This window comes from Actinophytocola sp. (assembly GCF_035712165.1).
GTDB lineage: Bacteria > Actinomycetota > Actinomycetes > Mycobacteriales > Pseudonocardiaceae > DASYTH01.
Genome location: NZ_DASTBH010000229.1, coordinates 23,545 through 48,913 on the forward strand (window position 1 = coordinate 23,545; position 25,369 = coordinate 48,913).

A 25,369-nucleotide genomic window follows, 5' to 3' on the forward strand; every position below is an offset into this window, starting at 1 on the left:
GGTCGAGCGGCACCGAGCTTGCGAGGTGCCGAACCGATGAGCTGGGTCGAGCTGGCACCGGCCATGCTGGAGAACGAGCACGTGCTGCTGCGGCCGGTCACGGCGGCGGACCGCGAGTCGCTGCGCGCGATCGCGCTGGATCCGGAGATCTGGCGGTACTTCGTGTCCCTGGTGGAGACCGATGCCGACTACGACAGGTACTTCGACGCCACGCTCGCCGACCACGTGGCCGGCCGGCGGGTCGTCTTCCACATCACCGACAAGCACAGCGGCCGGGCCGCCGGCAGCATGAGCTACGGCAACCTGGCCGAGGCCGACGCCCGGATCGAGATCGGCTGGTCCTGGCTGGGCCGGGACTTCCGCGGCCAAGGGCTCAACCGCTGGGCCAAGTACCTGTTGCTGGAGCACGCCTTCGAGCGCCTGGCCGCCGAGCGGGTGGAGTTCAAGACCGACGAGCTGAACGTGCAGGCCCGGGCCGCACTGCGCAACATCGGCGCGGTCGAGGAGGGCATCCTGCGCAGCTTCAACTACATGCCGGGCGGCCGGCGCCGGGACGCGGTGTTCTACAGCGTGCTGCGGGCCGAGTGGCCGGAGGTCAAGCGACAACTGGCGGCCGCCCCGAAGGTGCGGCTGGGCGCCGGATGACCCGCACCGTCCCGTTCGTCGCCGCCGAGGGAGATCCGTTCGCCATCGGCGCCGCCCACGGCGCCGCCCGGGCGGCCCAACTGCGCGCGTTCCTCGGCGACGGGCTGGGCCGGCTCAACCACCTGGTGCGGCCGGCGGTGACGATGGCCGGGCTACGCGACACCATCGCCGCCCACCGCACCGAGATCGAGGCGGCGACCCCGGCGCTGGCCGAGGAGATCCGCGGGCTGGCGGCCGGTGCCGGGATCAGCCCCGACGAGGCGCTGCTGTTGCAGTTGCGCCGGGAGATCCTGGGCTACCGCCGGGTGCGGGCCGACGGCGACTGCACGACCTACGCGCTCAGTGGCGCGGACCCGGTGCTGGCCCAGACCATCGACCTCAACGGCAACCTCGACGACCAGCTCGCCGTGCTCGACGTCGCGGTCACCGGATCGGGCCGGCGGGCGTTGGTGCTCAGCTTCGCCGGGTTGCTCGGTTATCTCGGGCTCAACTCCGACGGCCTGGCGGTGGGGCTCAACCTGGTGCTCGGCGGGCGGTGGGCCCCGGGCGTGCCGCCGTACCTGGCGATCCGGCACGTGCTGGACAACGCGTCCGATGTGGACGGTGCGATCGCGGTGCTGCGCGGGTTGAAGCTGGCCAGCTCGCGGTCCATCACGGTGTGCGACGCGCACTCGGCGGCCTGGCTGGAGATCGTCGGGACCGAGACCCGGGTGGTCCGGGCGCACCGGACGGTGCACACCAACCACCTGCTGCATCCGGATCTCGCGGATCGCGACGAGCTGAACGTGTTCGCGCGCAACTCCTCGCTGCGCCGGCTGGCGGCGTGCCAGGCCGGGGTCGAGGCGCTGCCCGAGCACGCCGGGGCGCACGAGCACTTCGCGGTGCTGTCCGCGCCGCCGATCCACGTGCCGGACGAGGGTGACATCACCCGCGAGCGCACCGTGGCGACCGTGGTGCTGCTGCCGGCCAGGGGCGAGCTGCACGTGCGGCCGGCGGGCGCGTCGGCGGCGGTGTTCTCGTTGCAGGTCCCGCTGGGTGAGCCGGGAGTCCAACCCCAAGGTCCGCCAACCAGCCGATCCCAGTGCGGGCAGACCGTGAGCGTCGCGGGATGACGGCCATGCCGGATCAGCTACTCAGCCCGGCGCGCTCGCTGGTGGAGCTGCCGCCCGGTCCGGACGCGGTCGGCGTCACGCTGCGCCGGCTGGTCGCGCTGACCCGCGCCGAACTGATCTGTGTGCCGTCGCTGGCCCGGTGCCGCACCGACGACTCCCGTGCGGCGCTCACCGAGATGGCCCGGCTTCCGGCGGCCGGCGTTCCGGTGCGGATGCTCTGCTCGCCGGAGGCGCTGCTGTCCGCGGCGGGGCTGCGGTTCCTCGACGAGGCCGCCGCGCACGGCATCCAGGTCCGGGTGGCCGAGGCACCGCTGCACGAACTGGTGATGGTGGACGACCGGGTGGCCCTGGTGTACCCGGAGCCGGCGTCCGAGGAGCCGGCCATCGTGACGCACGCCCCGGCGATCCTGCGCGCCCTGCGGGCGCTGTTCACCGGCGCCTGGCAGGCGGCCAGCGCGGCCGGTGCGGTCAACCTGCCGGTGACCTCCGGTTGGGACCGCCTGACCCGGCGCATCCTGGACTGCCTCAGCGCCGGCTACAAGGACGACGTCGCGGCCCGGCGGCTCGGCGTCTCGGTGCGCACCTACCGGCGCTACGTCGCCGACATCATGCGGGACATCGGTGCGGCGTCCCGGTTCCAGGCCGGCGCCCGGGCCGCCGAGCTGCGTCTGCTCGGCGCCGGTCAACCCATCCCGCCGTCCACCTGAAACACCACCCCGCTTACGTAGCTGGCGCGGTCGGAGGCGAGGAACCCCACCAGTTCGGCCACCTCCTCGGGCCGGCCGAACCGGCCGAGCGCGATCCGCTCCCGCGCTCTGGCCAGCACGGCGTCGTCCAGGCCCGCGGTCATGTCGGTGTCGATGAAGCCGGGCGCGACGCAGTTGGCCCGGATCCCGTACCGGCCGACCTCCTTGGCCAGCGCGCGGGTGAAGCCGATGATGCCGGCCTTGGCCGCCGAGTAGTTGGTCTGGGTGGCGTTGCCGTGCACGCCGGCCACCGACGAGATGGTGATCACGTTGCCGGCCCGGCGTTTCATCATCTCGAACACCACCGTCCGGCAGACCTGGAAGGTGCCGTCGAGGTTGGTGTCGAGCACCTGGTCCCAGTCCGGCTGGCTCATCATGACCAGCGGGACGTCGCGCACCACCCCGGCCGAGGTGACCACCGTGTGGATCGGGCCGAGCTCGGTTCCGGTACTGGCGACCAGGTTCGCCACCGCGGCCGGGTCGGAGACGTCGGCCTGCCGGCAGTGCACCCGCCCGCCGTGCTCGGCGGCCTCCTTCGCCACCGCGCGGGCCGCTTCCGCATCCGAGCGGTAGCAGAACCCGACGTCGTAGCCGTCCTGCGCCAGCCGCAGCACCACCGCGCGACCGATCCCCCGGGACCCGCCGGTCACCAGCGCCACCCGTGTCATCGTGCCCGCTCTCCTTCCGTCACCCGCAGTTCGCTCGCCGGCCGGGTCGTCACCATCAGCCGCCGCACCGACAGCACGGTCCGTCCGTCCACAGTGGAGTCGCCGGTGAACATCGCCGTGTCGCCGACCACGGTGCCGAGCCGCACCCGGTGTTCCAGCACGTCGCCGGGCAGCACCGGTCCGCCCAGGTCGACGCCGGTCATCGAACCGAGCAGGAGCACCTGGTCGCCGGGGGGCGCGAGGACCCCGGCCGCCTGGCACCACGACTCGATCACCAGCACCGCCGGGTAGCCGCCGTCCCGGTGCCAGGGTTCGTTGCCGCTCACCGCTTTCACCGCCGTGAGCGTCGCGCCCGGCACCAGGTCCCGCACCCGGTCGAGCAGCAGCATCGGGTACCGGTGCGGCAGCAGCGCGCTGATCCGGTCGAGCCCCAGCGCGTGTCCCGCCTGCGGAACCGGTGGCGAGGCGGGCAGTTCGGGCGGTTGTGTCCGGTAGCCCAGCCGCACCTGAGCCACCCGGGCACGGCCGGTGGCCACCTCGGCCGAGCACCGCCAGCCGGCCGGCGTGTCCGACCAGGTGAGCTCGATCGACAACTCGTCGCCGGGCCGGACCGGGCCGAGGAACCGGGCGAGCTCGACCGAAGCCAGTGTGCCGTCCGGCCGGTCCGCGAGCGCGGTGCGGTGCACGCACTCGATCACGCACACGCCGGGCAGCACCGGGAAGTCCGGGTAGTGCCCGGCGAAGACCGGCTCGTCCGGCCGCACCGGCAGCACGGCGCTGACCGTGCCGCCGGTCCGCACGACCGGCCAGCCCTCGACCGCGAGCACCCACGGGCCGCTGGTCATGCGCCCAGCCGCAGCAGCACGCAACCGACCGTGCCGTCTCGGTCCACAGTGGACACCAGCGCGACGCGGCCGGCGGCGGCCGGGTCGTCCGCGGCGAGCGCGAGCAGGGCGGCAAGGCCGATGCCCCCCGCCGCGGCCTGGGTGTCACCGACCAGCTCGGTCACCGAGAGGCGGACCGGCGGGAGGTCCGGGCCGGCCACGGCCAGTTCCGGGTCGTGCGCGGCCACCACCGCCCAGAGGTCCGCGGGCGCCACGTCCGCCGCGTCCAGCGCGCCCCGCACACAGTCGGCGAGGGCCTGCGCCGGGTCCGTGTCGAACACGCCGAACCGCACGGCGAGCACCTCGGCCAGTTCGGCGCGGCCGTACCGTCCGGCCCGGTCGCCCGGCTCGACCAGCAGCATCGCGCACCCCTCGCCGAGCACCGGCGGGTTCGTCGCGGCGTGCCGTTCCAGCCAGGCCCGGGTGACCGAGAACTCCTCGGCCGCACCGCACAGCACCGCGTCGGCCCGGCCGGCGCCCACCAGCCGGCGGGCGTAGTTCAGCGCCAGCAGCGCCGAGGACCGGCCGCCGGCGACCGTGACGTTCGGCCCGCGCAACTGGTACCGGATCCCGCACTGGGCCGCCGCGCAGTTCATCACCGTGTTGGGAAAGTGCGCCGGGTTGACGAAGTAGGGCCGCTCTTTGACCAGCGAGTCCCGGGTGAAGTCCGCGATGCTCTGCGCACTGCCGTTGTTGACGCCGAGCACCAGCCCCGCGTCCGAGCCGACCCCCGGCAGCCGGGCGCCGTCCGTGCCGTGCAACAACTCCGCGGTGGTCGCCGCGGCGAGCGCCGAGATCCGGTCCATCGTCCGGGTTCCCTTGGCGCCGAGCACCTCCCGGATGTCGAAACCCGGCACCAGGCCGGCCCGCCGCACCGGCGCAGGCCAGCGTTCGCGGTCCACCGGCAGCACACCGCCGCGCCGTTCGCGCACGCCGGCGGCGAGCGACCCGGCTCCGATGCCGAACGGCGACACCGCCGCCCACCGGGAGATGACGGTCCTCACGGTCCCTCCTGGTACCGGCCGAGCAGCAGCACCGCGTTGTTGCCGCCGAAGGCGAGCGCGTTGTTCTGCACGACCCGCAGGTCGGCCGCGACCCCGGTGTTGGGGACGCAGTCCACCGCACACTCCGGGTCGGTCTCCTCATGGTTGATGGTCGGCGGGATGAAGCCGCCGTCGATGGCCAGCGCGCAGCCGATCGCGGCCAGTGCGCTGGCGGCGCCGAGGGTGTGGCCGAGCATCGACTTGATCGCCACGGTGCGCGGCGGGCTCTCCCCGAACACCTGGCGGATCGCCCGCGCCTCGGCGAGATCGTTGGCCGCTGTCGCGGTGCCGTGCGCGGAGATCAGGTCGACCTCGTCCGGCTTGATCCCGGCACAGTCCAGCGCCAGCCGCATGCACCGGGCGACGCTGTCGGCGTTGGGCGCCACCAGGTGGTCGGCGTCGCAGTTGAGCCCGAACCCGAGCACCTCGGCATAGATCCGGGCGCCGCGGGCCTGTGCCGACGCCAGGCTTTCCAGCACCAGCACGCCTGCGCCCTCGCCGGTGATCATGCCCTTGCGGTTGCGGTCGAACGGCTGGCAGCGCTCCGGAGCCATCGCGCCGATTCGGTAGAAGCCGGCGAAGGTCTTGCGGCACAACGCATCTGCCCCGCCACAGAGCGCCACCTCGACGTCGCCCGCGCGCAGTGCGTCGAACCCGTAGCCGATCGCGTAGTTGCCCGCCGCGCACGCCGTGGAGATGGTCAGCGCCTCGACGTCGGTCAGCGCCAGCTCCCGGGCGACCAGACTGGACATCCGGCCCGCGTTGACCCGCCGGGCCAGTTCCGCCGCCATGCCGGCCGGTCCGTCCGCGACGCTCTGCTCGACCAGCCGGTCGAAGTCCCGGGACTCCGCGTTGGTGCTGCCGACCGCTACCAGGCTGGGCAGCGCACGCAGCGCCTCGACACCCAGACCGGCGTCGGCCACCGCCATCCGGGCCGCGGCCACCGCGAACTCGCCGGCCCGGCCCAGTTCCGCGCGGTCGAGCCGCTCGATCCAGGGGGCCGGGTCGAACCCGTTGACCTCACAGGCCACGGAATGGTCGAAACCCGTGGTGTCGAACGCGGTGAGCGGTCCAGCGCCACTGCGACCCGCGCGCAGCGCCGCGCCGAACTCGACGGCGCCGACACCGGTGCTGGCGACGACGCCCAGACCGGTGACCACCACCCGCCGGGGCGTGCGGGCCGGTCTCACGCCCGGGCCGGGGCCGCCGCGACGACGTCGTAGACGCCCGCGAGGTTCACCATCCGGGCCAGCTCACCCTGGTCGATCTTGATGTGGAACTCCTCCTCGAGCGCGGCCAGGATCTCGATCGCCCGCAACGAGTCCGCGCCGTGGTCCTCGCGGAACAGGCTGGTGTCGCTGACCTCGTCCGGTTCGATCTCCAGGATCGTGCACACCAGGGTGCGGATCTCGGTGCGGCGGTTTTCGGCGGCTACGGTCACGGCGCTCGACCTCCTGGCTCGATGAGCGCCCAAATCTACGGCCGGTGACCGGGATGTCCGACTCCGCGGCCGCGGATGACATGAAGCTGCCAAGGTGTCCCGGACCCGGCCGGGCCGACCCCGGGCGGGGATAGATTCCTTGCCAGGAGGCCGAAACCATGAACCGTACCAACGCGACAGAGCACTGGGCGCTGGGCGCCGCCGGGCTCACCATGCTGCTGTGGGCCTCGGCGTTCGTCGCGATCCGGGCCGCCGCACCGCATTTCTCGCCCGGTGCGCTGGCGCTGGGCCGAATGCTGACCGCGTCGGTCGTGCTGGGCGCGATCCTGCTGATCCGCAGGGAAGGCTGGCCGGCCCGGGCCGCCTGGCCGGGCATCATCGTCTCGGGCGTGCTGTGGTTCGGCCTCTACATGGTCACCCTGAACTGGGGTGAGGAGAACGTGGACGCCGGCACCGCGGCCCTGATCATGGGCGTGGGCCCGATCCTGATCGCGCTGCTGAGCAGCCGGCTGCTGCACGAGAAGATCACCCGGTTCCTGCTGATCGGGTTGGCGATCTCGTTCGCCGGCACCGCCGTGATCGGCATCTCGGTCTCCGGCGGCGGTCGCAACTCGGTGCTCGGCCTGCTGCTCTGCCTGGTCGCCGCGGCCTCCTTCGCCGGGGGCGTGGTGGCACAGAAACCCGCGCTGCGGCACGCCTCCGCCGTGCAGGTCACCACGTTCGGCTGCGTGGTCGCCTCGGTGGCCTGCCTGCCGTTCGCCCCGCAACTGGTGTCCGACGTCGCCGCCGCGCCGCCGCCGGCGATCCTGAACATGCTCTACCTGGGCCTGTTCCCCACCGCGCTGGCGTTCACCACCTGGGGCTACGCGCTGCACCGGCTCAGTGCCGGGGCCTTGGGCGCCACCACCTACGTGGTCCCGGCGCTGGTCGTCGCGCTGTCCTGGATCGTGCTGCGCGAGGTCCCGGCCGCCCTGACGATCGCCGGCGGCGTGCTGTGCCTGGCCGGTGTCGCGGTCTCCCGGATGCGGGACCGGCCCCGCGATCCGGCCCCGGCCACCCCGGCGGCGCGCGAGTCCGCGCCGGTGGCCGCGGCGGAGTGAGGGCGATGTCCCCCTGGTTTCTGTCCGGCGACGCCGGCTCGCAGGCGCCGGTGCGGATCTTCTGCTTTCCGCACGGGGGCGGCGATCCACGCGGTTACCTGACCTGGCAGCCGGCACTCGCGCCGGTCGCGGAACTGCTCGTCGTGTGCGCCCCCGGCCGCGCACACCGGTTCGCCGAACCGCCGCCGGCGAGCATCGGCGAGTTGGCCATCGGCGCCGCGGACGCGATCTCCGCGCACGCCGACCGGCCGGTCATCCTGTTCGGCCACAGCTTCGGGGCGTTGGTCGCCTTCGAGGCCGCCCGGCTGCTCCGGGACACCCCGGCGGTGCGCGGGCTCGTGCTGTCCGGCTGCGTCGCGCCCGCGCTGATGCCGACCGAGTACCTGGTGTGGGCGGCCGGCCTGACCGGCCGCGAGTTCGCCGAGATGGCCGGGAAGTACGAGGGCCTGGCCCCGGAGATCGTCGCCGACGAGGAACTGCAGGAGTTGCTGCTGCCCGGTTTGCGGGCCGACCTGCGCCTGATCGCGGAGTACCGGTACCGGCCGGCCGCACCGCTCGCCCTGACCGGGACGCTGATCAACGGGCGGGACGACTGGCACGTCGCGGACTCGACGATCGACGGTTGGCGCCGGGAGTTCAGCGCGCCGCCGGACCGGCACTGGCATCCCGGCGGGCACTTCTACTTCGACGACCACCCGGCGGCCGTGCTGGACACCCTGACCGCGCTCGCGTCCGATGTGGACATTTCGACCGACCAGCACGTCGAAGTCATCTAGGGGAGCCATGGGGACATCGGGGGTCATGCTGACCGCGCCGCACTACGTGCTCGGTGAGATCGAACTGCCGTACACGTCGATCGTCGACCTGGACGCCCGGGTGGCCGAGTTCCGCATGCTGCCCAAACCCGACCTGTGGGGCTGGGGGACGGTGCGCCGCACCGAACGCAGCATCGCGGACCTGGCCGTGCGGACCGGATCGGCGACGCTGGCCGCCGCCGGGCTCGATCCGGCCGCCCTGGACGCGGTGGTGCTGTGCTCCACCGGTTTCCCGGCCGGCACCCGGGTGCACGGCAGCTTCGCCCAGACCGTCCTGTCCGGACTCGGTGTGCCCGACGCCGACTACCTCGGCGTCGGCATCAACCGCTGCACCAACCTGCTGGCCGGCCTCCAGGTCGCCGACGCGCTGGTGCGCAGCGGCCGGCACCGCCGGGTATTGGTGGTCACCACCGACCGGGTCGACGACGAGGCCATGCGGCTGGAGAAGTTCGCGTTGTTCAGCGATGGCGCGGCAAGCTGCCTGGTGACCGCCGAGTCCGAGGTGCCCGGCGGGTTCGAGCTGCTGGGCTGCGCGGCGGCCAACCGGGTGGCCGAGCTGGACTGGGCCAACGAGATCAGCCCGGAGCTGAGCCGGCAGGTCAACGATGCCCTGCTGAAGCCGTTCGGCCTGACCCTCGACGCGGTGGCCGGGCTGATGCACGCCAACATCTTCACGCCGATCGTGATGCTCAAGGAGATGCAGGCCGGGTTCACCCCGGCGCAGCTCTACACCGCCAACATCGCGCGGGTCGGGCACTGCTTCGCGGCCGACCCGATCATCAACCTGGTCGACCGCACCGCGGCCGGACACGTGTCGGCCGGCGGGTACTACCTGCTCGCCTCCAGCGTGCCCGGGTCGCGGATCGGTGTGCTGCTGCGGAGTCTGCCCGATCCCACCCGCTGACCAGTCGAGACGAGGGGACACCATGGCCCAGGCCACCTTCCAGCTGCCGGACCGGATCACCTCCTCGGCGCTGACCACCTTCGAGTTCAGCTCGAGCACCCGCACCCAGGCCGCGGCCATCCTGGCCGGACCACCGGCGGAGATCCTGCAGCGGCTGCTGCGCGACCAGGAGTCCGAGGCCGCGCTGCTGGCCGCGCGCGGCATCCTGCACGCCATGCTGTCCGCAACCGCTGCCGGCACAACGGATTCCCCCGGCCCCAGCACCGCCGACGCCATCGCCGGGGAGGTCGGCGCGGCACGGGCCGGACTGGCCGCCGCGGTCGCGGACCTGGTGGCCGGCGAGCCGGCCCGCCGGGTGGTGCGCCGGGAGCGGGCGGTCCTGGGCCTGCTCGCCGGTTGCTGGCTGGACATGCTGTCCCAGCCGGCAACCCAGCCCTCGGTGATCGTCAACCGGTTGCTCAAGGACCACCTGCTGCTCAAGGGCGAGGGGATCGTGGAACGATCCGTGCAGCAGATTCGGTACCGCGAACTGGCCGAGTCCGGGGTCCACCTTCCGCCCATCGGGTCGGCGCAGTTCGTCGCCCGCGCGGAGCTCCGGCCGCTCACCGCCGTGCACGCCGGCTTCTACCTGGCGCTGTCCCGGCTGCCGGCGAGCTTCATGCCCGAGGTGATCGGCGTGCACTACGCCTTCCATGCGCTGGGCGTCGACGACCTGCTGTCCGGCCGGCCCGGACCGCTGCCGGAGCCGGCGCTACGCGCCTCGCTCGCCGAGTACCTGGCGCTGACGCACGACTCGCCGACCGGTGCCGCCGACCGGGCCCGGCTGGCCGCGGCGGTCCGGCTGGTGCTCGATCTGGAACGCGAGCATGTCGCGCTGCTGGCCGAGTTGGCCGGCTGGCACGCCGGCCTGTCCCTGGACGCCCAGGTCGCCGCGATCGTGGCCCGGCACGCGCCGTACGCCGGCGCCCAGCACCGCGGCGTGCGGGTGCGCGGCCGGCTGCTCACCGAGACGTTCGAGGATCCCGCCTTCGACGTCGCCGCGTTCCTCGACGAGTTCCGCCGGTCCCGCCAGGTGAAGCCGATGCGCACCGGAAGCTGCCGGTTCCTGGAGGCGATCCGGTTCGGCGGCCCCATGTTCGGCATCTTCGACGAGCACGAGGCGGCCACGTTCGCCGCCTGGGTCCGGCAGGTGCAGACCGGTGCGCTGGAGCCGATCGAGCTGTCGGACAACACGGTCGGCGACGGTCGCGCGGCGGCCTGGAGCGCCGCGATCGCCGCGGCGGCTCCGCAGGACGTGCGGTTCACCGACCCGGCGCCGGTCGACGACCGCGAACTGCTCTACCGGCTGGTCAACATCGAGCACTTCGCCAACACCCTTCCGCTGGCCCGGCAACGCGCGATCGAGGGCCTGGTCGCGGCGGAGCTGCTGTTCGAGCACGGCGCCCGGGGCCGGTACACCGACGCGAGCTACTTCGACTACTCCCCCGAGGCGCTGCTGGACCGGGTCGAGCGGATCTACTGGGACAAGCAGATGGCGCCGTACCGGCCGCTGACCGAGATTCCGGACCGGGACGAGGTGATCTTCGGCCAGACCGCGTACGCGCTGGGCAACCTGATCGACGGCGCCTGGGCACACCGGATCGGCAACGCCGGGCGCTACCACCGGCGCAGCGACGGGCTGCTGTTCTCGATCTACCTGGACGAGATGGGCCGGGGCGACCTGCGCAAGAACCACCTCACCCTGATCCACCAGGTGCTGGACGACTTCTCCGTGTGGCTGCCGCACATCCGGGACGCCGCGTTCCGCGACCAGGACGTGCTGCCGGACACGCACGGGCAGTACCGCTCCGCGATCCACCAGATGTGCCTGTCGCTGTTCCCGGACACCTTCTACAACGAGATCCTCGGCTACAACCTGGCCATCGAGATGTACGGCCTCGGCGAGCTGCGCATGCACGAGATCGAGAAGCTGCGCCGGCACGGCCTGGACACCTCCTACGAGGAGGCCCACCTGTCCATCGACAACATCTCCGCCGGCCATTCGCGGCAGGCGACCGACGTGATCGTGTCCTATCTGGACGATGTCGCGCACGGCCTCGGAACCGCCGCGGTGGAGGGCGAATGGCGGCGGATCTGGCGCGGCTACGCCTCGTTCGCCTACTTCGCCGAGCACCAGCTGGTGCGCGACCTCGACGGGACCGCCGAACCGGCCGACACCGGCGCGGAACTGGCGATCTGACATGGCCCTCGACGAGGAGATTCTCGCGCTGCCGTTCTACGATCCGGCCCATCTGGACCTGGCCAAGCGGATCGAGGACTGGTGCGCGTCGAACACCGCGCTGTGGAACGCGAACGGCGATCCGGAGCACACCGGCCGGGCCATCCAGCGGGCGCTCGGCGCCGACGGCTGGTTCGCCTTCCTGGACCCCGCCGAAGAGTCCACAATGGACCTCCGGTCGCTGTGCCTGGCCCGGGAGGCGCTGGCCTACGCCGACGACCTCGCCGACCATGCCTTCGCCATCCAGGCCCTGGCCGCGCACCCGATCGCCCGGTTCGGCACGCAACCGCAGCAGGCGCGCTACCTGCCCCGGATCGCCGCCGGCGAACTGATCAGCTCGTTCGCCCTGTCCGAGCCGGAGCACGGGTCCGACGTCGCCGGGCTGGCCCTGACCGCGCGCCGCACGGCGGGCGGCTACGTCCTGGACGGGTCGAAGGCCTGGATCGCCAACGGCAGCACCGCCGGCCTGCACTGCGTGGTGGCCCGGACCGGCGACGGTCCGGGGGCGTTGGGTCTGACCGCCTTCCTGGTTCCCGCCGACACGCCCGGCGTGCGGGTCGCCGAGCGGGTCGCGATGATCGCCCCCCGCCCGCTGGCACACCTCGAGTTCACCGGCTGCCGGGTCGGCGACGACGCGGTGCTCGGCAAGCCGGGCGGCGGTTTCGCCGTGGCCATGGACCTGCTCGACCGGTTCCGCATGACGGTCGGCGCGGCGGCGGTCGGGTTCGCCCGCCGGGCCGCCGACGCCGCGCTGTCCCGGGCCAGAACGCGCCCGCTGGGCGACGGGCGGCTGTTCGACCTGCCGACGATCCGGACCACGCTGGCCGACATCCGGATCAAGCTGAACGCCGCCGCCCTGCTGGTGGCCCGCGCCGCCTGGGAGGCCGACACCGGCAACCGCCGCTTCGCCCACCACTCCAGCATCGCCAAGGCCTACGCCACCGAGGCCGCGCAGGAGATCGTGGACGCCTGCGTGCAGATCTTCGGCGCCGCCGGCCTGGTCAGCGACAGCGTCCCGGAACGGCTCTACCGCCAGATCCGCTCGCTGCGCATCTACGAGGGCACCACCGAGATCCAGAAGGCCGTCATCGCCACCACCCTGCCCCGGTGACCCACCGTGTCCGGTGGTTGACTTACCGTTCATGAAGGCAGCGACGGTGGCCGGCGTGCTGCTGGCCTTGTTCCTGGCCGGTGCCGGCGAGGCGGTGGCCGCGCCGGACACCGACCCGGTGGTCGAGCAGTCCGGTCAGCAGGGCTCCCGCGACGCCGCGTTGCGCCCCGTCGCGGGCGTCGAGTCCGAGTTCATCCGCGTGGCCGCTCCGGCGGCGCAGGCGGTGATGGCCGGTTACCGGGTGCCGGCCGCGGTCGGCCTCGCCCAGGCGATCCTGGAGTCGAACTGGGGCCGCAGCGCGCTTTCCACGGCCGGCAAGAACTTCTACGGGTTCAAGTGCGCCAACGCCGGCACGCCCGGCCCGATCGCGATCGGCTGCCGCCCGTACCCGACCCGGGAATGCACCCCGGTCTGTGCGCCGGTGACCGCCTACTTCCGGGTGTACGCCTCGATGGCGGACTCGTTCGCCGACTACGGCCGGCATCTGAGCACCAGCCCGTACTACGCGTCGGCGTTCCGCTACCTGACCGACCCGGACCGGTTCGCCCGGGAGGTCGCCCGCCGCTACGCGACCGATCCGGCCTACGCCGACAAGGTGATCCGGCTGATGGTCACCTGGAACCTCTACCAGTTCGGCAACCGGGTGCCCGGCCCGTCGCTGTCCGGCGACGGGCGGGCCGAACTGGTGACGGTGTCGGCCGGCGGCGAGGCCCACGCCCGGTACAACGCCGGCGGGTTCGCCCCGGCGCCGTGGGCGCCCGGCAACGTGCTGGTGGCCAACGGGATCGTCGACCCGGCCCGGGCCCGGTGGACCGATCTCGACGGGGACGGCCGAACCGACTTCGCCGCCGTGCAGCCGGCGACGGGCGAGGTGCGTGCCTGGCACAACGTGGCGGGCCTGGCCACCATGCCGTGGGGCGGGGCCAGTGTGGTGGTCGGGACCGGGTTCACCGACCCGGCCCGGATCCGGTTCGCCGACCTCGACGGCGACCGCCGGGCCGAGGTGATCAGCATCGAACCCGGCGGCACCGTGCGCGCCTGGCGCAACGTCGCCGGGTTCGCCACCATGCCGTGGGGCGGGGCCAGCGTGGTGATCGCGACCGGCTTCGACCCCGGTGCGACCTTCTTCGCCGACCTCGACGCCGACGGCCGGTCCGACATCGTCGCCGGCTCCCCGGACGCGACCCTGCGCGCCTGGCGCAACGCCGCCGGCTTCGCCACCATGCCCTGGGGCGGGGCCAGCGTCGTGATCGCCACCGCAACCCCCAGCCGCACCGCCAAGTTCGGCGACCTCGACGGCGACGGCCGGGCCGACCTCATGACCGTCAACCCCACCACCGGCGAGGTGCACGCCCACCACAACATCGGCTACGCCTTCACCCCCTGGACCACCACCACCCCCACCCTCCTCGCCACCCGCGTGACCAACCCGGCCGCGCTGTTCTTCACCTAAGGCATGGCGACGGCCCGCGGCGCCCGGCACCGGCGGCTCTCGGCGGTGCTGGCCTCCCTCGGTGACGCCGACCTCGCCGCGCTCGTGCGCCCGGAGCGGGCCGGCGGCGTGGGGGTGGGCGGCGGCACCGCGGTGGTGGACGTCGACGGGACGCCGGTGTTCGTCAAGCGGATCCCGCTGACCGACCGGGAGCTGGCCCACCCGGGCAGCACGGCGAACCTGTTCGGCCTGCCGGTGTTCTGCCAGTACGGCGTCGGCGGCCCGGGATTCAGCGCGTGGCGCGAGCTGGCCGCGAACGACATCGTCACCGACGCCGTGCTGGCCGGCCGGACGCGCTCGTTCCCGCTGCTCTACCACTGGCGGGTGCTGCCCGGCCGGGCGCCGGTCGCCGCCGAACACGCCGACATCGACGCGGTCGTCGCCGCCTTCGGTGGCAGCCCGGCCGTGCGGGCCCGCCTGGAAGCGCTGGCTGCCGCGTCGCGCAGCCTCGTGCTGTTCTGCGAGTACATCCCGTACCCGGCGACCGACTGGCTGCGCGTGGACCCGGTCGGCAAGGCCGCCACGGTCGAGCGGCAGTTCGCCCAGATCGTGACGTTCCTGCGCGGCCGGGAACTGCTGCACATGGACGGTCACCTCGGCAACCTGCGCACCGACGGGGAGCGGCTCTACCTCACCGACTTCGGCCTGGCGACCTCGCCGCGCTTCGAGCTCTCGCCCGCCGAGCGCGACTTCGCCGAACGCCACGCCACCCACGATGCCGGCTACGCCGCCATGCGACTGGTCAACTGGCTGGTGACCGAGGTCTGCGGGGTGCCGGGCAGCGCCGGTCCGGCCGTCCGCAACGAGTACGTGCTGCGGTGCGCCGAAGGCTCGGTTCCGGCTGACGTTCCCCCGGTCGTGGCCGCCATCCTGGCCCGGCACGCACCCGCCGCCGCGCGGATGAACGCCTTCTACTGGAAGCTGTTCGACCGGGACCTGCAGGCGGAGTACCCCGGCCCTCCGTTCGGCGCCGTCCAGAACTCATCCGGCAGGGATGAGGCCCCCCGGTTCCGGCCCCCACGATGATGCGGAAAACCGTCGACGTGGGGATTTCTCGATGGAGTACGAGTTCGACGTCACAACGTCCAGCGCGGTGCGCACCGCCAACGGGCACGATGCGGTGACCGCAGGCCCGCTCTCGGCCGAGGCGCTCAAGCAGGTGCTGCGCTACTGGGATGCCGCGAACTACCTGACCGTGGCCCAGATCTACCTGCTGGACAACCCGCTGCTGCGTGAGCCGTTGCGGCCCGAGCACATCAAGCCGCGGCTGCTCGGCCACTGGGGGACCTCGCCGGGCCTGAACCTGATCTACGTGCACCTCAACCGGCTGATCACGGAGCGCGACGCCAGCGTGATCTATCTGGCCGGGCCCGGGCACGGCGGTCCGGCGCTGGTGGGCCAGGCGTACCTGGAGGGTACCTACTCCGAGGTCTATGCGGCGGTCAGCCAGGACCTGGCGGGCCTGCGCCAGCTGTGCCGGCGGTTCTCCACGCCGGGCGGCATTCCCAGCCACGTCAGCGTGCAGACGCCCGGCTCGATCCACGAGGGCGGCGAACTGGGATACGTGCTGTCGCACGCCTTCGGCGCCGCGTTCGACAACCCCGACCTGATCGTGGCGGCCGTGGTCGGCGACGGCGAGGCGGAGTCCGGCCCGCTGGCCGGGGCCTGGCGCGCCACGTCGTTCCTCAACCCGGCCCGGGACGGCGCGGTGCTGCCGATCCTGCACCTGAACGGCTACAAGATCAGCGGCCCCACCGTGCTCGGCCGCGACACCGACGAGGACCTGCACGCCTTCCTGCGCGGCAACGGCTACGAGGCGTTCTTCGTCGAGGGCGACGACCCGGCCCGGGTGCACCAGTCGTTCGCCACGACCCTGGACTGGTGCTACGACCGGATCCGGACCATCCAGGACGAGGCCCGGCGGCACGGCGTCTTCGAGCGGCCGCGCTGGCCGGCCATCGTGCTGCGCACCCCCAAGGGCTGGACCGGGCCCAAGGAGGTCAACGGGCTGCCGGCCGAGGGAACCTTCCGCTCCCACCAGGTTCCGATGGCCGACGTCCGCGCCAACCCCGAGCATCTGGCCCAGCTCGACGTCTGGCTGCGGTCCTACCGGCCGGAGACGCTGTTCGACGAGGACGGCCGCCTGGTCGCCGACCTCGCCGCGCTTGCGCCCACCGGCGAGCGCCGGATGAGCGCGAACCCGGTCGCCAACGGCGGCAAGGTGCTGGTGAACCTGGACATCCCCGACTTCCGGGACTATGCCGTCGAGGTCGAGCAGCCGGGCACGGTGCACCAGGAGTCGACCCGGCAGTTCGGCAAGCTGCTGCGCGACGTGTACGTGCGCAACGCCGAGGCGGCGAACTTCCGGCTGTTCTGCCCGGACGAGACGAACTCCAACCGGCTCGGCAACGTGTTCGAGGTGGAGAACCGCTGCTTCGTCGGCCGCACCCTGGACATCGACGACCACGTCTCGCCGGACGGCCGGGTGCTCGAGGTGCTCAGCGAACACCTGTGCGAGGGCTGGCTGGAGGGCTACACGCTGACCGGGCGGCACGGCGTGTTCGCCACCTACGAGGCGTTCGCGATGGTCGCCGCGTCGATGGTGGTGCAGCACACCAAGTGGCTGCAGGAGGCGGTCAACCTGGACTGGCGCGCGCCGGTGGCCTCGCTGAACATCCTGCTCACCTCGACCTGCTGGCGTAACGACCACAACGGGTTCAGCCACCAGGGGCCGGGCCTGATCGACGTCATGCTGACCAAGCGCGGCACGGTGACCCGCATCTACCTGCCGCCGGACGCCAACTGCCTGCTCTCGGTCGCCGACCACTGCCTGCGCAGCCGCAACTACGTGAACCTCATCGTCATCGACAAGCAGCCGCAACTGCAGTTCCTGGACATCGACACGGCGATCCAGCACTGCGCCAACGGCGCGTCCGTCTGGAAGCGCGCCAGCACCCACGACGGGGAGGATCCGGACGTGGTGCTCGGCTGTGCCGGCGACATCTCGACCCAGGAAACCGTTGCGGCGGCCTGGCATCTGCGCCAGCTCGTCCCGGACCTGCGGGTGCGGCTGGTGAACGTGGTCGACCTGATGCGGTTGTTCCCCGCGAAGTACCACCCGCACGGCAGCACCGAGGAGCAGTTCGTCGAGCTGTTCACCGCGGACAAGCCGGTGGTCTTCGCCTTCCACGGCTACCAGCGGGCGATCCACGAGATCGTGCACGGCCATCCGAACGTGGGCCGCATCCACGTGCGCGGCTTCAACGAGCAGGGCACCACCACGACGCCGTTCCAGATGGTGGTGCTCAACGAGATGAGCCGCTTCCATCTGGCCGCCGAGGCCATCCGCCGGGTGCCCCGGCTCGCCGACCGGGCGCCGGAACTACTGGCCCAGTTGGACGGCCGGCTCGCCGAGGCCACCACCTACGCGCACGAGCACTTCGAGGACCCCGCCGACATCCGCGACTGGACCTGGTCTGAGTAGCCTCTCCTGGATTTTATGCGGGTTGTTGCGTTTTCGGGAGACGGTGCGGTGTCGGGTGGATTGTGGCTGGGGTGGCGTCACGGTCCCCTGAGGTGGCGGTTGGGTGGGGGGTTGGTCACAGTAGGCGGTAGGTCGATACGTGGCTGGGGGAGTCGGCGGTGAAGGCGGCGCCGGTCCAGTCGGCGTGGCGGGTTTCCAGGGTGAAGCCGGCTAGTTGGGCCATCAGGTCCAGCTCGGCGGGCCAGATGTAGCGGTGCGGGCTGCGGAACAGCCGCGCCTGCCGGTCGGTGCCGAACCGGAAGTGGTGCGAGACAAGCAGTTGCCGCACCGGATCGTAGGTGTCCAGGCCGATGTAGCCGGGTTCGTGGTGGAAGACCAGGGCCGACTGCCCCGGCGTCAGCCGGCGGAGCTGGGGCACCTCCAGCTCGATCACGAACCGCCCGCCCGGACGCAGGTGCCGCGCCGCGTTGCGGAAGCAGGCGACCTGCTCGGCCTGGGTCAACAGGTTGGAAATGGTGTTGTAGACCAGGTAGACGAGCGTGAACTCGCCCGGCGCGTGCGCGGTGGCCATGTCGCCCTCGACCACCGGGATGGCGGCCGCGTCGGCCTTGGTGCGCAGCTGGGCGATCATCGGCGCGGACAGCTCGATCCCGGTGACCCGCACGCCGCGGGCAGCCAGCGGAACGGCCAGCCGCCCGGTTCCCACGGCGAACTCGAGGGCGGCCCCGTCTCCGGCGAGCTCGGCCAACCGGTCGACCGCCGGCGTCAGCACCTCGGCGGCGAACATCCCCGTGCCCGGCGTGTCGTAGTTCGCGGCCGCCTCGGCGTCCCAGATCTCCTCCTGTCGCATGAAACCGATCCTAGTTGAACCGCTTGTATGGCAAACAATCCGCTACTGGACACCCGCTTCACATCTGCGGTAGCCTGGCCGCGCCTCGTTGTCGAGGCCATTGAAACTGAGGGATTTTCTGTTCTTGTAAGGGGATGTGGGCGTAGGGGAACGCCCATCACGGCAGTTGCCTCTGCGCTGACCACATTTCATGGGCCGGATCTTTTTCCGGCTTTCTTTCGTAGCCGCGCAACGTTTTCGCGGCCGGGATCGTCAAGATCAGTGACGGGTGTGACGAAGGCACCCGTTCTTCTGCACAGGAGAGTAAGGGGAACCCATGGGTTTGAAAACTGTGGCACGAACCGGTCAACTGCTCGGGCTCGTGTCCGCCACGGCGGCCATGGTCCTGGTCGGTGCGCTACCGGCGATGGCCGCACCACCGTCCAATGACGTCATCACGGGTGCGACGGCCATTACCGCCATTCCGTTCAGCGAGACGGTGAACACGACCGAGGCGACCACCGACGCCGAGGACGCCGCGATCAACACCAACTGCGGCGCCCCGGCGACCAACGGCAGCGTCTGGTACACGATCGAAGGCCGGGACGTGCCCGCGTACCTGGTGGACGTCGCGCAGTCCGACTTCACCGCCGGCGTCATCGTGGCCACCGGGACACCCGGCAACCTGTCCCTGGTCACCTGCGGCCCGCAGGCGGTCGCGTTCCAGCCGGTGGTGGGCGAAACCTATTACCTGATGGCGTTCAGCGACAACCCGGACGTGGTCGGCGGTCAGCTCACGATCGAGGTCACCGAGGCCGAACTGCCGCCCACGGTGTCGATGACGGTCAACGATGTCGGCCGGGTGAACCCGCGCACCGGCACCGCCACCGTCTCCGGCACCTACGAGTGCATCGGCACGGCCGAGTTCACCGTGGTACAGGGCCAGTTGCAGCAGGAGCAGCGGGGCGGCGTCCAGGTGAGCGGCAGCTTCGACGTGCCAGACCTGGCCTGCGGCGGCAAGTTCAAGTGGAGCGCGGAGGTCACTCCCGAGAGTGGCAAGTTCAAGCCCGGCCTGGCCGCGACGATCGCCCTCGTGGCCGGCTGCAACCGCCTGGGCTGCAACATCTACCAGACCCTCGAGGTGGTCCGGCTCCGCTCCGGCCGGTGACCTGACACCGCGGCAGGGGTGGTCCGACCCGTTGGGTTCGGCCACCCTTGTCGTGGTCAGGCGGTGAGTGGCGGCGCCGTGCCGTCCGGCGCGACGAGGTGGCACGCGACCAGCGTGCCGTTCGGACCGACCGGACGCAGCAGCGGTTCCTCGACGAGGCAACGGGTTTCGGCGAGCGGGCAGCGGGTGTGGAACCGGCAGCCGGTGGGCGGCCGTACCGGGCTGGGAATGTCGCCGGTGAGCACGATGCGCCGGCGGGTGCGCTGCACGGCGGGGTCGGGCACCGGCGCGGCGGACAGCAGCGCCTGGGTGTAGGGGTGCCGGGGGGTGGCGAACAACTCGGCCCGGCCGGCGACCTCGACCAGCTGGCCGAGGTACATCACGGCGATCCGCTGGGCCAGGAACTCGACGGCGGCGAGGTCGTGGGTGATGAACAGGCAGGCGAACCCGAGCTCGGCCTGCAGCCGGGCGATCAGGTTGAGCACGGCCGCCTGCACCGAGACGTCCAACGCCGAGGTGGGCTCGTCGGCCACCAGCAGGGCGGGACCGGCCGACAGCGCGCGGGCGAGGCTGACCCGCTGGCGCTGGCCGCCGGAAAGCTCGTGCGGGTGCCGGCGGGCCAGTTCCGCGCGCAGGCCGACCGCGTCGAGCAGTTCGCGCAGCCGTTCCCGCCGGCTCGCCGGGTTGCCGATCCGGTGCAGCCGCAACGGTTCGGTGATGATGTCGGCCACCGTCATCCGCGGGTTCAGTGAGCCGGACGGGTCCTGGAAGACGATGTTCACGCCGCGCCGCAGGGGGCGCAGCCGGCGCCGGGACAGCGGTACCAGGTCGACGCCGTTCAGCAGTACCCGGCCCGCGGTGACCGGCGTCAGGGCCACCACGCAGCGGCCGAGCGTGGACTTTCCGCTGCCGGACTCCCCGACCAGCCCGAGCACCTCGCCGGGCGCGATGGTCAGGCTCACCCCGTCCACCGCCCGGACCGGGCCGAAGTGCTTGACCACACCGTCGAGTTCGAGTACAGGTTCGCCGGTCACGGCTCGGCCCGCCCGGACGGATGCCAGCAGGCCACCGGGTGGCCGGCCGGGCCGGGAAGCAGCACCGGCCGGTTGGTTCGGCACTGGTCGTCGGCGGCTGGGCACCGGTCGGCGAACGTGCACTCGTCCGTCGCCGACCGCAACACCGGCACCAGGCCGGGAATCTCGCGCAGCCCGCCGGTCGACCGCCGGGCCGGGTTGGGCACCGCGCCGAGCAGGCCCCGGGTGTAAGGGTGACACGGAGCCTGGAACAGTCCGTCCACATCGGACTCCTCGACCGTGCGCCCGGCGTACATCACCACCACCCGGTCGGCGATGTCCGCCACCACGCCGAGATCGTGGGTGATCAGCAGGATCGCCGTGCCGGTCTCGGCGCCCGCGGTGCGCAGCAGGTCGAGGATCCCGGCCTGGATCGTGACGTCCAGCGCCGTGGTCGGCTCGTCGGCGATCAGCAGCCGGGGCTGGCAGGCCAGCGCCATAGCGATCATGACCCGCTGCCGCATGCCGCCGGAAAGCTGGTGCGGGTAGGCCCGCAGCCGCCGGTCCGGCTCCGGAATTCCGACCCGTACCAACAGATCCCGGGCGCGCCGCTGGGCTGCCGCGCCGGTGGTGTGCTGGTGGCGGCGCAGCACCTCGCCGATCTGGCGGCCGACGGTGAGCACCGGGTTGAGCGAGCTCATCGGCTCCTGGAAGACGTAGGCGATGTCCCGGCCGCGGATCGCGGTGAGCCGGCGGGACGACTCGCGGGTCAACTCCCGGTCGGCGAACCGCACCGAGCCCTCGACGTAGGCGTTGCGCGGCAACAGTCCGGTCAGCGCCATCGCGGTCACGCTCTTGCCACAGCCGGACTCGCCGACCAGTGCGAGCACCTCGCCGTCGGCCACGGCGAACGACGCCGCGTCGACCGCGAGCAGCGGCCCGTCCTCGGTGTCGAACCGGACACTCAGCCCCTCAACCTCCAGGAGTGTCAACGGGTCACCTGCCGGGGGTCCATGGCGTCCCGCAGGCCGTCGCCGAGCAGGTTGAGCGCCAGGGTGAGCGCGACGATGACGAGCCCAGGGAACACCGCGAGCCAGGGCCCCTGGCGGTAGAACGGTTGCGCGCTGGCCAGCAGCACCCCCAGCGACGGGGTCGGCGGCCGGATGCCCAGTCCCAGGAAGGACAGCACCGCCTCCCCGATGATCGCCGCCGGGACGTACACGGTGGCCTGCACCAGGATCGCGTTCACCGAGTTGGGCAGGATGTGCCGGACGAGCAGTGTGCGGTCGCCCGCGCCGCCGGCGATCGCGGCGTCCACATAGTCCATCCCGCGCAACCGCAGCGCCTCCCCTCTGGTCACCCGGATCATGCCGGGCACCTGTGCGCCCACCGCGATCGCGATGACCGCGGTGAACAGCGACGGCCCGAGGATGACCGCCAGGGCGACCGCCAGGATCAGGAACGGGAAGGCCAGCAGCAGGTCGGTCAGCCGGGACACCACCGGGTCCAGCCAGCCGTAGAACCCGGCGAGCAGGCCGAGCGGAACCCCGACCACGATCGACAGCAGCACGGTGAGCACGCCGACCACGATCGAGGCGCGCAGTCCGTAGAGCACCCGGGAGAACACGTCCCGGCCGAGCTCGTCGGTGCCGAACCAGTGTTGCGGCGACGGCGGTTGCGGCGCCGGCGCGGTGAAGTCCGTGGCGTCGAAGGGATACGGCGCGATGAGCGGAGCGAGCCCCGCGGCCAGCACGGCGACGACGACCACCACCAGGCCGGACATCGCCATCGGGTTGCGGCGCAACCGGCGCAGCATCCGCCCCCGGCTCGGCCGCTCCGGGACGGCGGCCAGCTCGACCAGGGTCACCGCAGCACACCCCCGACCCTGATCCGCGGGTCGATCACCGAGTAGAGCAGGTCCACCAGCAGGTTCAGCACGATGTAGGCGGTCGCCGTGAACAGCACGATGCCCTGGATCATCGCGTAGTCCCGGGTGAACACGGCGTCCAGCGTGAGCCTGCCGAACCCGGGCAGCACGAAGATCGACTCGGTGACCACGGCGCCGGAGATGAGCACGCCCAGTTCGAGACCGACGATGGTGGTGACCACGATCAGGCTGTTCCGCAGCGCGTGCCCGATGATCACCTGACGGCCGGGCAGGCCCTTGGCCCGGGCGGTGCGCACGTAGTCGTCGTTGAGCGCGTCCAGCATGGCCGACCGGGTCTGCCGCATGATCAGCGCGGCCAGCCCGGTGCCGAGCACCACCGCCGGCATGATCATGTGCTCCAGGTTTGCCACCGGATCCTCGACCAGCGGCACGAACCCGGAGGCCGGCAGCACCCCGAGGTAGATCGCGAACAGCAGCACGCCCATCTGCCCGAACCAGAAGTTCGGCACCGAAAGACCCATCAGGGCAACGGAGTTCGCCGCCCACTCCAGCGGACCGCGCCTGCGCACCGCGGCGACGGTGCCGGCGACCAGTCCGATCAGGACCGCGATCAGCATGGCCAGCAGGGCAAGCTCCAGGGTGACCGGCAGCGCGTGGATGATCGAGTCGGTGACCGGCAGGCCGGTGCGCGGCGAGGTGCCGAGATCGCCGGTCAACGCCCGGCCCAGATAGCGCACGTACTGCACGGGCAGCGGCTGGTCGAACCCGTACGCCGCGCTGATCTCGGCCACCGTCTCCGGGTCGCTCTCCTCCCCGGCCAGCGTGCGGGCCGGGTCCCCGGGCAGCGCCCGGATACCGAGGAACACCACGACCGTGGCGAGCAGCAGCGTGATCACCGATTCGGCGAGCCGGCGCAGCAGGTACCGACTCATCGGGTCTACTCCACGAAGCCCGCGGTACCGAACCGGAGCAGGCCGTCGCCGTACTCGCGGACCTGGCCGACCTTGTCGCTGACCCCGGTCAGGTTCTTCTGCCGCCACAGGTAGATCAGCGGCGCGTCCTGCTGCAACGTGGTGACCACCTTGCCGTACAGGTCCTTGCGCTTGCCCTGGTCCCGCTCGGCCCGGGCCTGGTTCAACCAGTCGTCGACCTGCTTGTTGGAGTAGCCGGAGATGTTCTGCGAGCCCTTGGTCTGCACGAACGGGGTGATGTTGCCGTCCGGGTCGACCCGGCCGGACCAGCCGATCTGGAAGGTCTGGAACCGGCCGGCGTCGGTGAGGTCGAGCGAGCTGGCGAACTCGGTCGGCGCGAGTTGGACGTCGAACCCGCCCTCGACGGCCATCGACTTGATCGCCTCACCGACCCGTTGCCCATCCGGGGTGTTGCCGACGATCAGTCCGATCTGGACCGGCGTGGACAGCCCGGCGTCGGTGAGCAGTTTCTTGGCCTGCGCCGGATCGTGCGGCGGGCAGGCCTGGGCGGCGTCGGAGGACAGCGGGCTGGCCGGGCTGACCGGTCCGCAGGCCGGTTCGAACTGGCCGCGGAACACCGAGCGGACCAGCGCCTCCCGGTCGATGGACAGCCCGAACGCCCGGCGCACACTGGCCTCGGTGGTCAGCGGTGTGACGAACGGCGCCGCCACCTGCCCCGGCGGTTTGCCCACTCCCGCAACGTTTCCGACGTTGATCGTGATGCCCTGGTAACCGAGCGACCGGGTGGACAGCAGCCGCAGGTTCGGGTCGTTGCCCAGTTCCTCGGCGTTGACGGTGCTGACCGTGTCGAGCACCTCGACATCGCCGGAGCGCAGGTTGTTGTACCGGGTGTTGGCGTCCGAGATGATCTTGTAGATCACCTTGTCCAGCTTGACCTTCGCGGCGTCGTAGTAGTTCGGGTCGCGGTCCACCTCGATCCGGTCCTGCGCGATCCGGGTGGTGAACTTGAACGGGCCCACGCAGACCGGCGCGGAGGAGAAGTCGGCGCCCTTGGCCGCGAGCGCGGCCGGCGACATGATCATGCCGGCCCGGTCGGCGAGCACCGCGGGCAGCGGCGCGAACGGGTCGGTCAGGTGGATCTCGACGGTGGCCGGGTCCTTGACGCTCACGTCCTTGACGCTGGCCAGCTCGCTGCGCCGGGCCGACCCCTCCAGCGTGCGGTGCCGGTCCAGGGAGGTCTTCACGGCCGCGGCGTCCAGCGCCGTGCCGTCGGCGAACTTCACCCCGCTGCGGACCTTCACGGTGGCCGTGCGGCCGTCCGAGGACAGCTCCGGCAGCGCGGCGGCGAGTTGCGGCACGATCTCCAACTTGTCGTCGAGGTCGTAGAGCTTCTCGCAGATGGCGTTGAACACGGTCCGGCCGACCAGCGTCCGGGCCAGGGTCGGGTCCAGCCGGTCCGGTTCGGCGGACAGGGCCACCCGCAGGGTGCCGCCGGACTTCAGCGGCTTGTCGTCCACGCCGCTCTGGGTCGACCCCCCTTGCTGCGGTGTGTCGATGCTCGCGCATCCGGCGAGCCCTACTGCTATGGCCGCGGCCAGGGTGAGCAACCTCGCGCCGCCGCGAGCCCGGAAACGGGTCACGGTCTTCCTTCCGGTTGCGTGCAGGGGTCCCGACCATCCTGCATACACCGGCCCGATGGTTCCGTTTCCGTTGCGCAACTGTGACTCCGCGTGCACAAAACCCTTGGGGGCCGGTGGATATGCCCGCTTTACCGGTCCATTAAGGACCATCGGGGCGGATGTTTAGACCACGGCCC

At 71.9% G+C, this 25,369-nt stretch carries 23 protein-coding genes; 12 read left to right on the forward strand and 11 right to left on the reverse strand.

What is annotated here, in order from left to right; genetic code table 11:
* Positions 1–36 precede the first annotated feature (36 nt).
* The 3 genes from VFO68_RS13025 to VFO68_RS13035 are packed head-to-tail and all read left to right on the forward strand — an operon-like array spanning position 37 to position 2,464.
* A complete protein-coding gene (locus tag VFO68_RS13025) occupies positions 37–645 on the forward strand; it encodes a GNAT family N-acetyltransferase (RefSeq protein ID WP_325158507.1) in 609 nt (202 codons plus the stop codon).
* Complete coding sequence (locus VFO68_RS13030; RefSeq protein ID WP_325158508.1) at positions 642–1,757, forward strand: C45 family peptidase; 1,116 nt, start codon at positions 642–644, stop codon at positions 1,755–1,757. Before VFO68_RS13025 ends, VFO68_RS13030 begins: the two co-directional genes overlap by 4 nt.
* Positions 1,754–2,464, forward strand: a complete 711-nt coding sequence (locus VFO68_RS13035) for a hypothetical protein (protein ID WP_325158509.1) — start codon at positions 1,754–1,756, stop codon at positions 2,462–2,464. Before VFO68_RS13030 ends, VFO68_RS13035 begins: the two co-directional genes overlap by 4 nt.
* On the opposite strand, the gene fabG is transcribed toward VFO68_RS13035, so the two are convergent.
* From fabG to VFO68_RS13060, 5 genes are read right to left on the reverse strand one after another with little or no spacing between them, the layout of a single operon-like run.
* A complete protein-coding gene (gene fabG, locus VFO68_RS13040; RefSeq protein WP_325158510.1) occupies positions 2,440–3,171 on the reverse strand; it encodes a 3-oxoacyl-[acyl-carrier-protein] reductase in 732 nt (243 codons plus the stop codon). The genes VFO68_RS13035 and fabG overlap by 25 nt on opposite strands.
* Positions 3,168–4,016 carry a hypothetical protein gene (locus VFO68_RS13045; protein ID WP_325158511.1) on the reverse strand — a complete coding sequence of 283 codons (849 nt, stop codon included), beginning with the start codon at positions 4,014–4,016 and terminating at the stop codon, positions 3,168–3,170. The genes fabG and VFO68_RS13045 overlap by 4 nt, the downstream gene beginning before the upstream one ends.
* Positions 4,013–5,059 carry a beta-ketoacyl synthase N-terminal-like domain-containing protein gene (locus VFO68_RS13050; RefSeq protein ID WP_325158512.1) on the reverse strand — a complete coding sequence of 349 codons (1,047 nt, stop codon included), beginning with the start codon at positions 5,057–5,059 and terminating at the stop codon, positions 4,013–4,015. The genes VFO68_RS13045 and VFO68_RS13050 overlap by 4 nt, the downstream gene beginning before the upstream one ends.
* Positions 5,056–6,288, reverse strand: a complete 1,233-nt coding sequence (locus VFO68_RS13055) for a beta-ketoacyl-[acyl-carrier-protein] synthase family protein (protein ID WP_325158513.1) — start codon at positions 6,286–6,288, stop codon at positions 5,056–5,058. The genes VFO68_RS13050 and VFO68_RS13055 overlap by 4 nt, the downstream gene beginning before the upstream one ends.
* Entirely contained in the window at positions 6,285–6,539 is a 255-nt protein-coding gene (locus VFO68_RS13060) for an acyl carrier protein (RefSeq protein ID WP_325158514.1), read from the reverse strand. The genes VFO68_RS13055 and VFO68_RS13060 overlap by 4 nt, the downstream gene beginning before the upstream one ends.
* Positions 6,540–6,697: 158 nt before the next feature.
* On the opposite strand from VFO68_RS13060, the gene VFO68_RS13065 reads away from it, so the two are divergent.
* From VFO68_RS13065 to VFO68_RS13100, 8 genes are read left to right on the forward strand one after another with little or no spacing between them, the layout of a single operon-like run.
* A complete protein-coding gene (locus VFO68_RS13065) occupies positions 6,698–7,639 on the forward strand; it encodes a DMT family transporter (protein ID WP_325158515.1) in 942 nt (313 codons plus the stop codon).
* Between the two features lie 5 nt (positions 7,640–7,644).
* Positions 7,645–8,415 (forward strand): thioesterase II family protein, encoded by a 771-nt coding sequence (locus VFO68_RS13070; protein WP_325158516.1) that lies wholly within the window; start codon positions 7,645–7,647, stop codon positions 8,413–8,415.
* 7 nt (positions 8,416–8,422) lie between these two features.
* A complete protein-coding gene (locus tag VFO68_RS13075; protein WP_325158517.1) occupies positions 8,423–9,358 on the forward strand; it encodes a hypothetical protein in 936 nt (311 codons plus the stop codon).
* Between the two features lie 22 nt (positions 9,359–9,380).
* On the forward strand, positions 9,381–11,597 hold the full coding sequence (locus tag VFO68_RS13080; protein WP_325158518.1) for an iron-containing redox enzyme family protein: 2,217 nt from the start codon (positions 9,381–9,383) through the stop codon (positions 11,595–11,597).
* A gap of 1 nt (position 11,598) precedes the next feature.
* A complete protein-coding gene (locus VFO68_RS13085; protein WP_325158519.1) occupies positions 11,599–12,747 on the forward strand; it encodes an acyl-CoA dehydrogenase family protein in 1,149 nt (382 codons plus the stop codon).
* 31 nt (positions 12,748–12,778) lie between these two features.
* Positions 12,779–14,200, forward strand: a complete 1,422-nt coding sequence (locus VFO68_RS13090; protein WP_325158520.1) for a glucosaminidase domain-containing protein — start codon at positions 12,779–12,781, stop codon at positions 14,198–14,200.
* Between the two features lie 3 nt (positions 14,201–14,203).
* Positions 14,204–15,265 (forward strand): serine/threonine protein phosphatase, encoded by a 1,062-nt coding sequence (locus VFO68_RS13095; protein WP_325158521.1) that lies wholly within the window; start codon positions 14,204–14,206, stop codon positions 15,263–15,265.
* A 31-nt stretch (positions 15,266–15,296) separates the two neighbouring features.
* On the forward strand, positions 15,297–17,723 hold the full coding sequence (locus tag VFO68_RS13100) for a phosphoketolase family protein (RefSeq protein ID WP_325158522.1): 2,427 nt from the start codon (positions 15,297–15,299) through the stop codon (positions 17,721–17,723).
* A 115-nt stretch (positions 17,724–17,838) separates the two neighbouring features.
* Here the strand turns inward: VFO68_RS13100 and VFO68_RS13105 are convergent, their stop codons facing one another.
* Complete coding sequence (locus tag VFO68_RS13105) at positions 17,839–18,573, reverse strand: class I SAM-dependent methyltransferase (RefSeq protein WP_325158523.1); 735 nt, start codon at positions 18,571–18,573, stop codon at positions 17,839–17,841.
* A 331-nt stretch (positions 18,574–18,904) separates the two neighbouring features.
* Here VFO68_RS13105 and VFO68_RS13110 point away from each other — a divergent pair, with 331 nt between their 5' ends.
* Positions 18,905–19,720, forward strand: coding sequence for a DUF6299 family protein (locus VFO68_RS13110; RefSeq protein ID WP_325158524.1), 816 nt, complete (start codon positions 18,905–18,907; stop codon positions 19,718–19,720).
* A 56-nt stretch (positions 19,721–19,776) separates the two neighbouring features.
* Here VFO68_RS13110 and VFO68_RS13115 read toward each other — a convergent pair whose 3' ends face one another.
* Genes VFO68_RS13115 through VFO68_RS13135 form a run of 5 tightly spaced genes read right to left on the reverse strand, consistent with a single transcriptional unit; the run spans position 19,777 to position 25,070 of the window.
* On the reverse strand, positions 19,777–20,754 hold the full coding sequence (locus VFO68_RS13115) for an ABC transporter ATP-binding protein (protein WP_325158525.1): 978 nt from the start codon (positions 20,752–20,754) through the stop codon (positions 19,777–19,779).
* On the reverse strand, positions 20,751–21,725 hold the full coding sequence (locus VFO68_RS13120; RefSeq protein ID WP_325158526.1) for an ABC transporter ATP-binding protein: 975 nt from the start codon (positions 21,723–21,725) through the stop codon (positions 20,751–20,753). Before VFO68_RS13120 ends, VFO68_RS13115 begins: the two co-directional genes overlap by 4 nt.
* A complete protein-coding gene (locus VFO68_RS13125; protein ID WP_325158527.1) occupies positions 21,722–22,600 on the reverse strand; it encodes an ABC transporter permease in 879 nt (292 codons plus the stop codon). The genes VFO68_RS13120 and VFO68_RS13125 overlap by 4 nt, the downstream gene beginning before the upstream one ends.
* A complete protein-coding gene (locus VFO68_RS13130) occupies positions 22,597–23,553 on the reverse strand; it encodes an ABC transporter permease (protein ID WP_325158528.1) in 957 nt (318 codons plus the stop codon). Before VFO68_RS13130 ends, VFO68_RS13125 begins: the two co-directional genes overlap by 4 nt.
* Positions 23,554–23,558: 5 nt before the next feature.
* Positions 23,559–25,070, reverse strand: coding sequence for an ABC transporter substrate-binding protein (locus tag VFO68_RS13135; RefSeq protein WP_325158529.1), 1,512 nt, complete (start codon positions 25,068–25,070; stop codon positions 23,559–23,561).
* Positions 25,071–25,369: the final 299 nt, after the last annotated feature.

Bases quoted from the DNA above. Each gene is read 5' to 3' on its own strand.
- VFO68_RS13025 (WP_325158507.1), top strand. From the start codon at position 37: ATGAGCTGGGTCGAGCTGGCACCGGCCATGCTGGAGAACGAGCACGTG.
- VFO68_RS13030 (WP_325158508.1), top strand. From the start codon at position 642: ATGACCCGCACCGTCCCGTTCGTCGCCGCCGAGGGAGATCCGTTCGCC.
- VFO68_RS13035 (WP_325158509.1), top strand. From the start codon at position 1,754: ATGACGGCCATGCCGGATCAGCTACTCAGCCCGGCGCGCTCGCTGGTG.
- fabG (WP_325158510.1), bottom strand. From the start codon at position 3,171: ATGACACGGGTGGCGCTGGTGACCGGCGGGTCCCGGGGGATCGGTCGC.
- VFO68_RS13045 (WP_325158511.1), bottom strand. From the start codon at position 4,016: ATGACCAGCGGCCCGTGGGTGCTCGCGGTCGAGGGCTGGCCGGTCGTG.
- VFO68_RS13065 (WP_325158515.1), top strand. From the start codon at position 6,698: ATGAACCGTACCAACGCGACAGAGCACTGGGCGCTGGGCGCCGCCGGG.
- VFO68_RS13070 (WP_325158516.1), top strand. From the start codon at position 7,645: ATGTCCCCCTGGTTTCTGTCCGGCGACGCCGGCTCGCAGGCGCCGGTG.
- VFO68_RS13075 (WP_325158517.1), top strand. From the start codon at position 8,423: ATGGGGACATCGGGGGTCATGCTGACCGCGCCGCACTACGTGCTCGGT.
- VFO68_RS13080 (WP_325158518.1), top strand. From the start codon at position 9,381: ATGGCCCAGGCCACCTTCCAGCTGCCGGACCGGATCACCTCCTCGGCG.
- VFO68_RS13085 (WP_325158519.1), top strand. From the start codon at position 11,599: ATGGCCCTCGACGAGGAGATTCTCGCGCTGCCGTTCTACGATCCGGCC.
- VFO68_RS13090 (WP_325158520.1), top strand. From the start codon at position 12,779: ATGAAGGCAGCGACGGTGGCCGGCGTGCTGCTGGCCTTGTTCCTGGCC.
- VFO68_RS13095 (WP_325158521.1), top strand. From the start codon at position 14,204: ATGGCGACGGCCCGCGGCGCCCGGCACCGGCGGCTCTCGGCGGTGCTG.
- VFO68_RS13100 (WP_325158522.1), top strand. From the start codon at position 15,297: ATGGAGTACGAGTTCGACGTCACAACGTCCAGCGCGGTGCGCACCGCC.
- VFO68_RS13105 (WP_325158523.1), bottom strand. From the start codon at position 18,573: ATGCGACAGGAGGAGATCTGGGACGCCGAGGCGGCCGCGAACTACGAC.
- VFO68_RS13130 (WP_325158528.1), bottom strand. From the start codon at position 23,553: ATGAGTCGGTACCTGCTGCGCCGGCTCGCCGAATCGGTGATCACGCTG.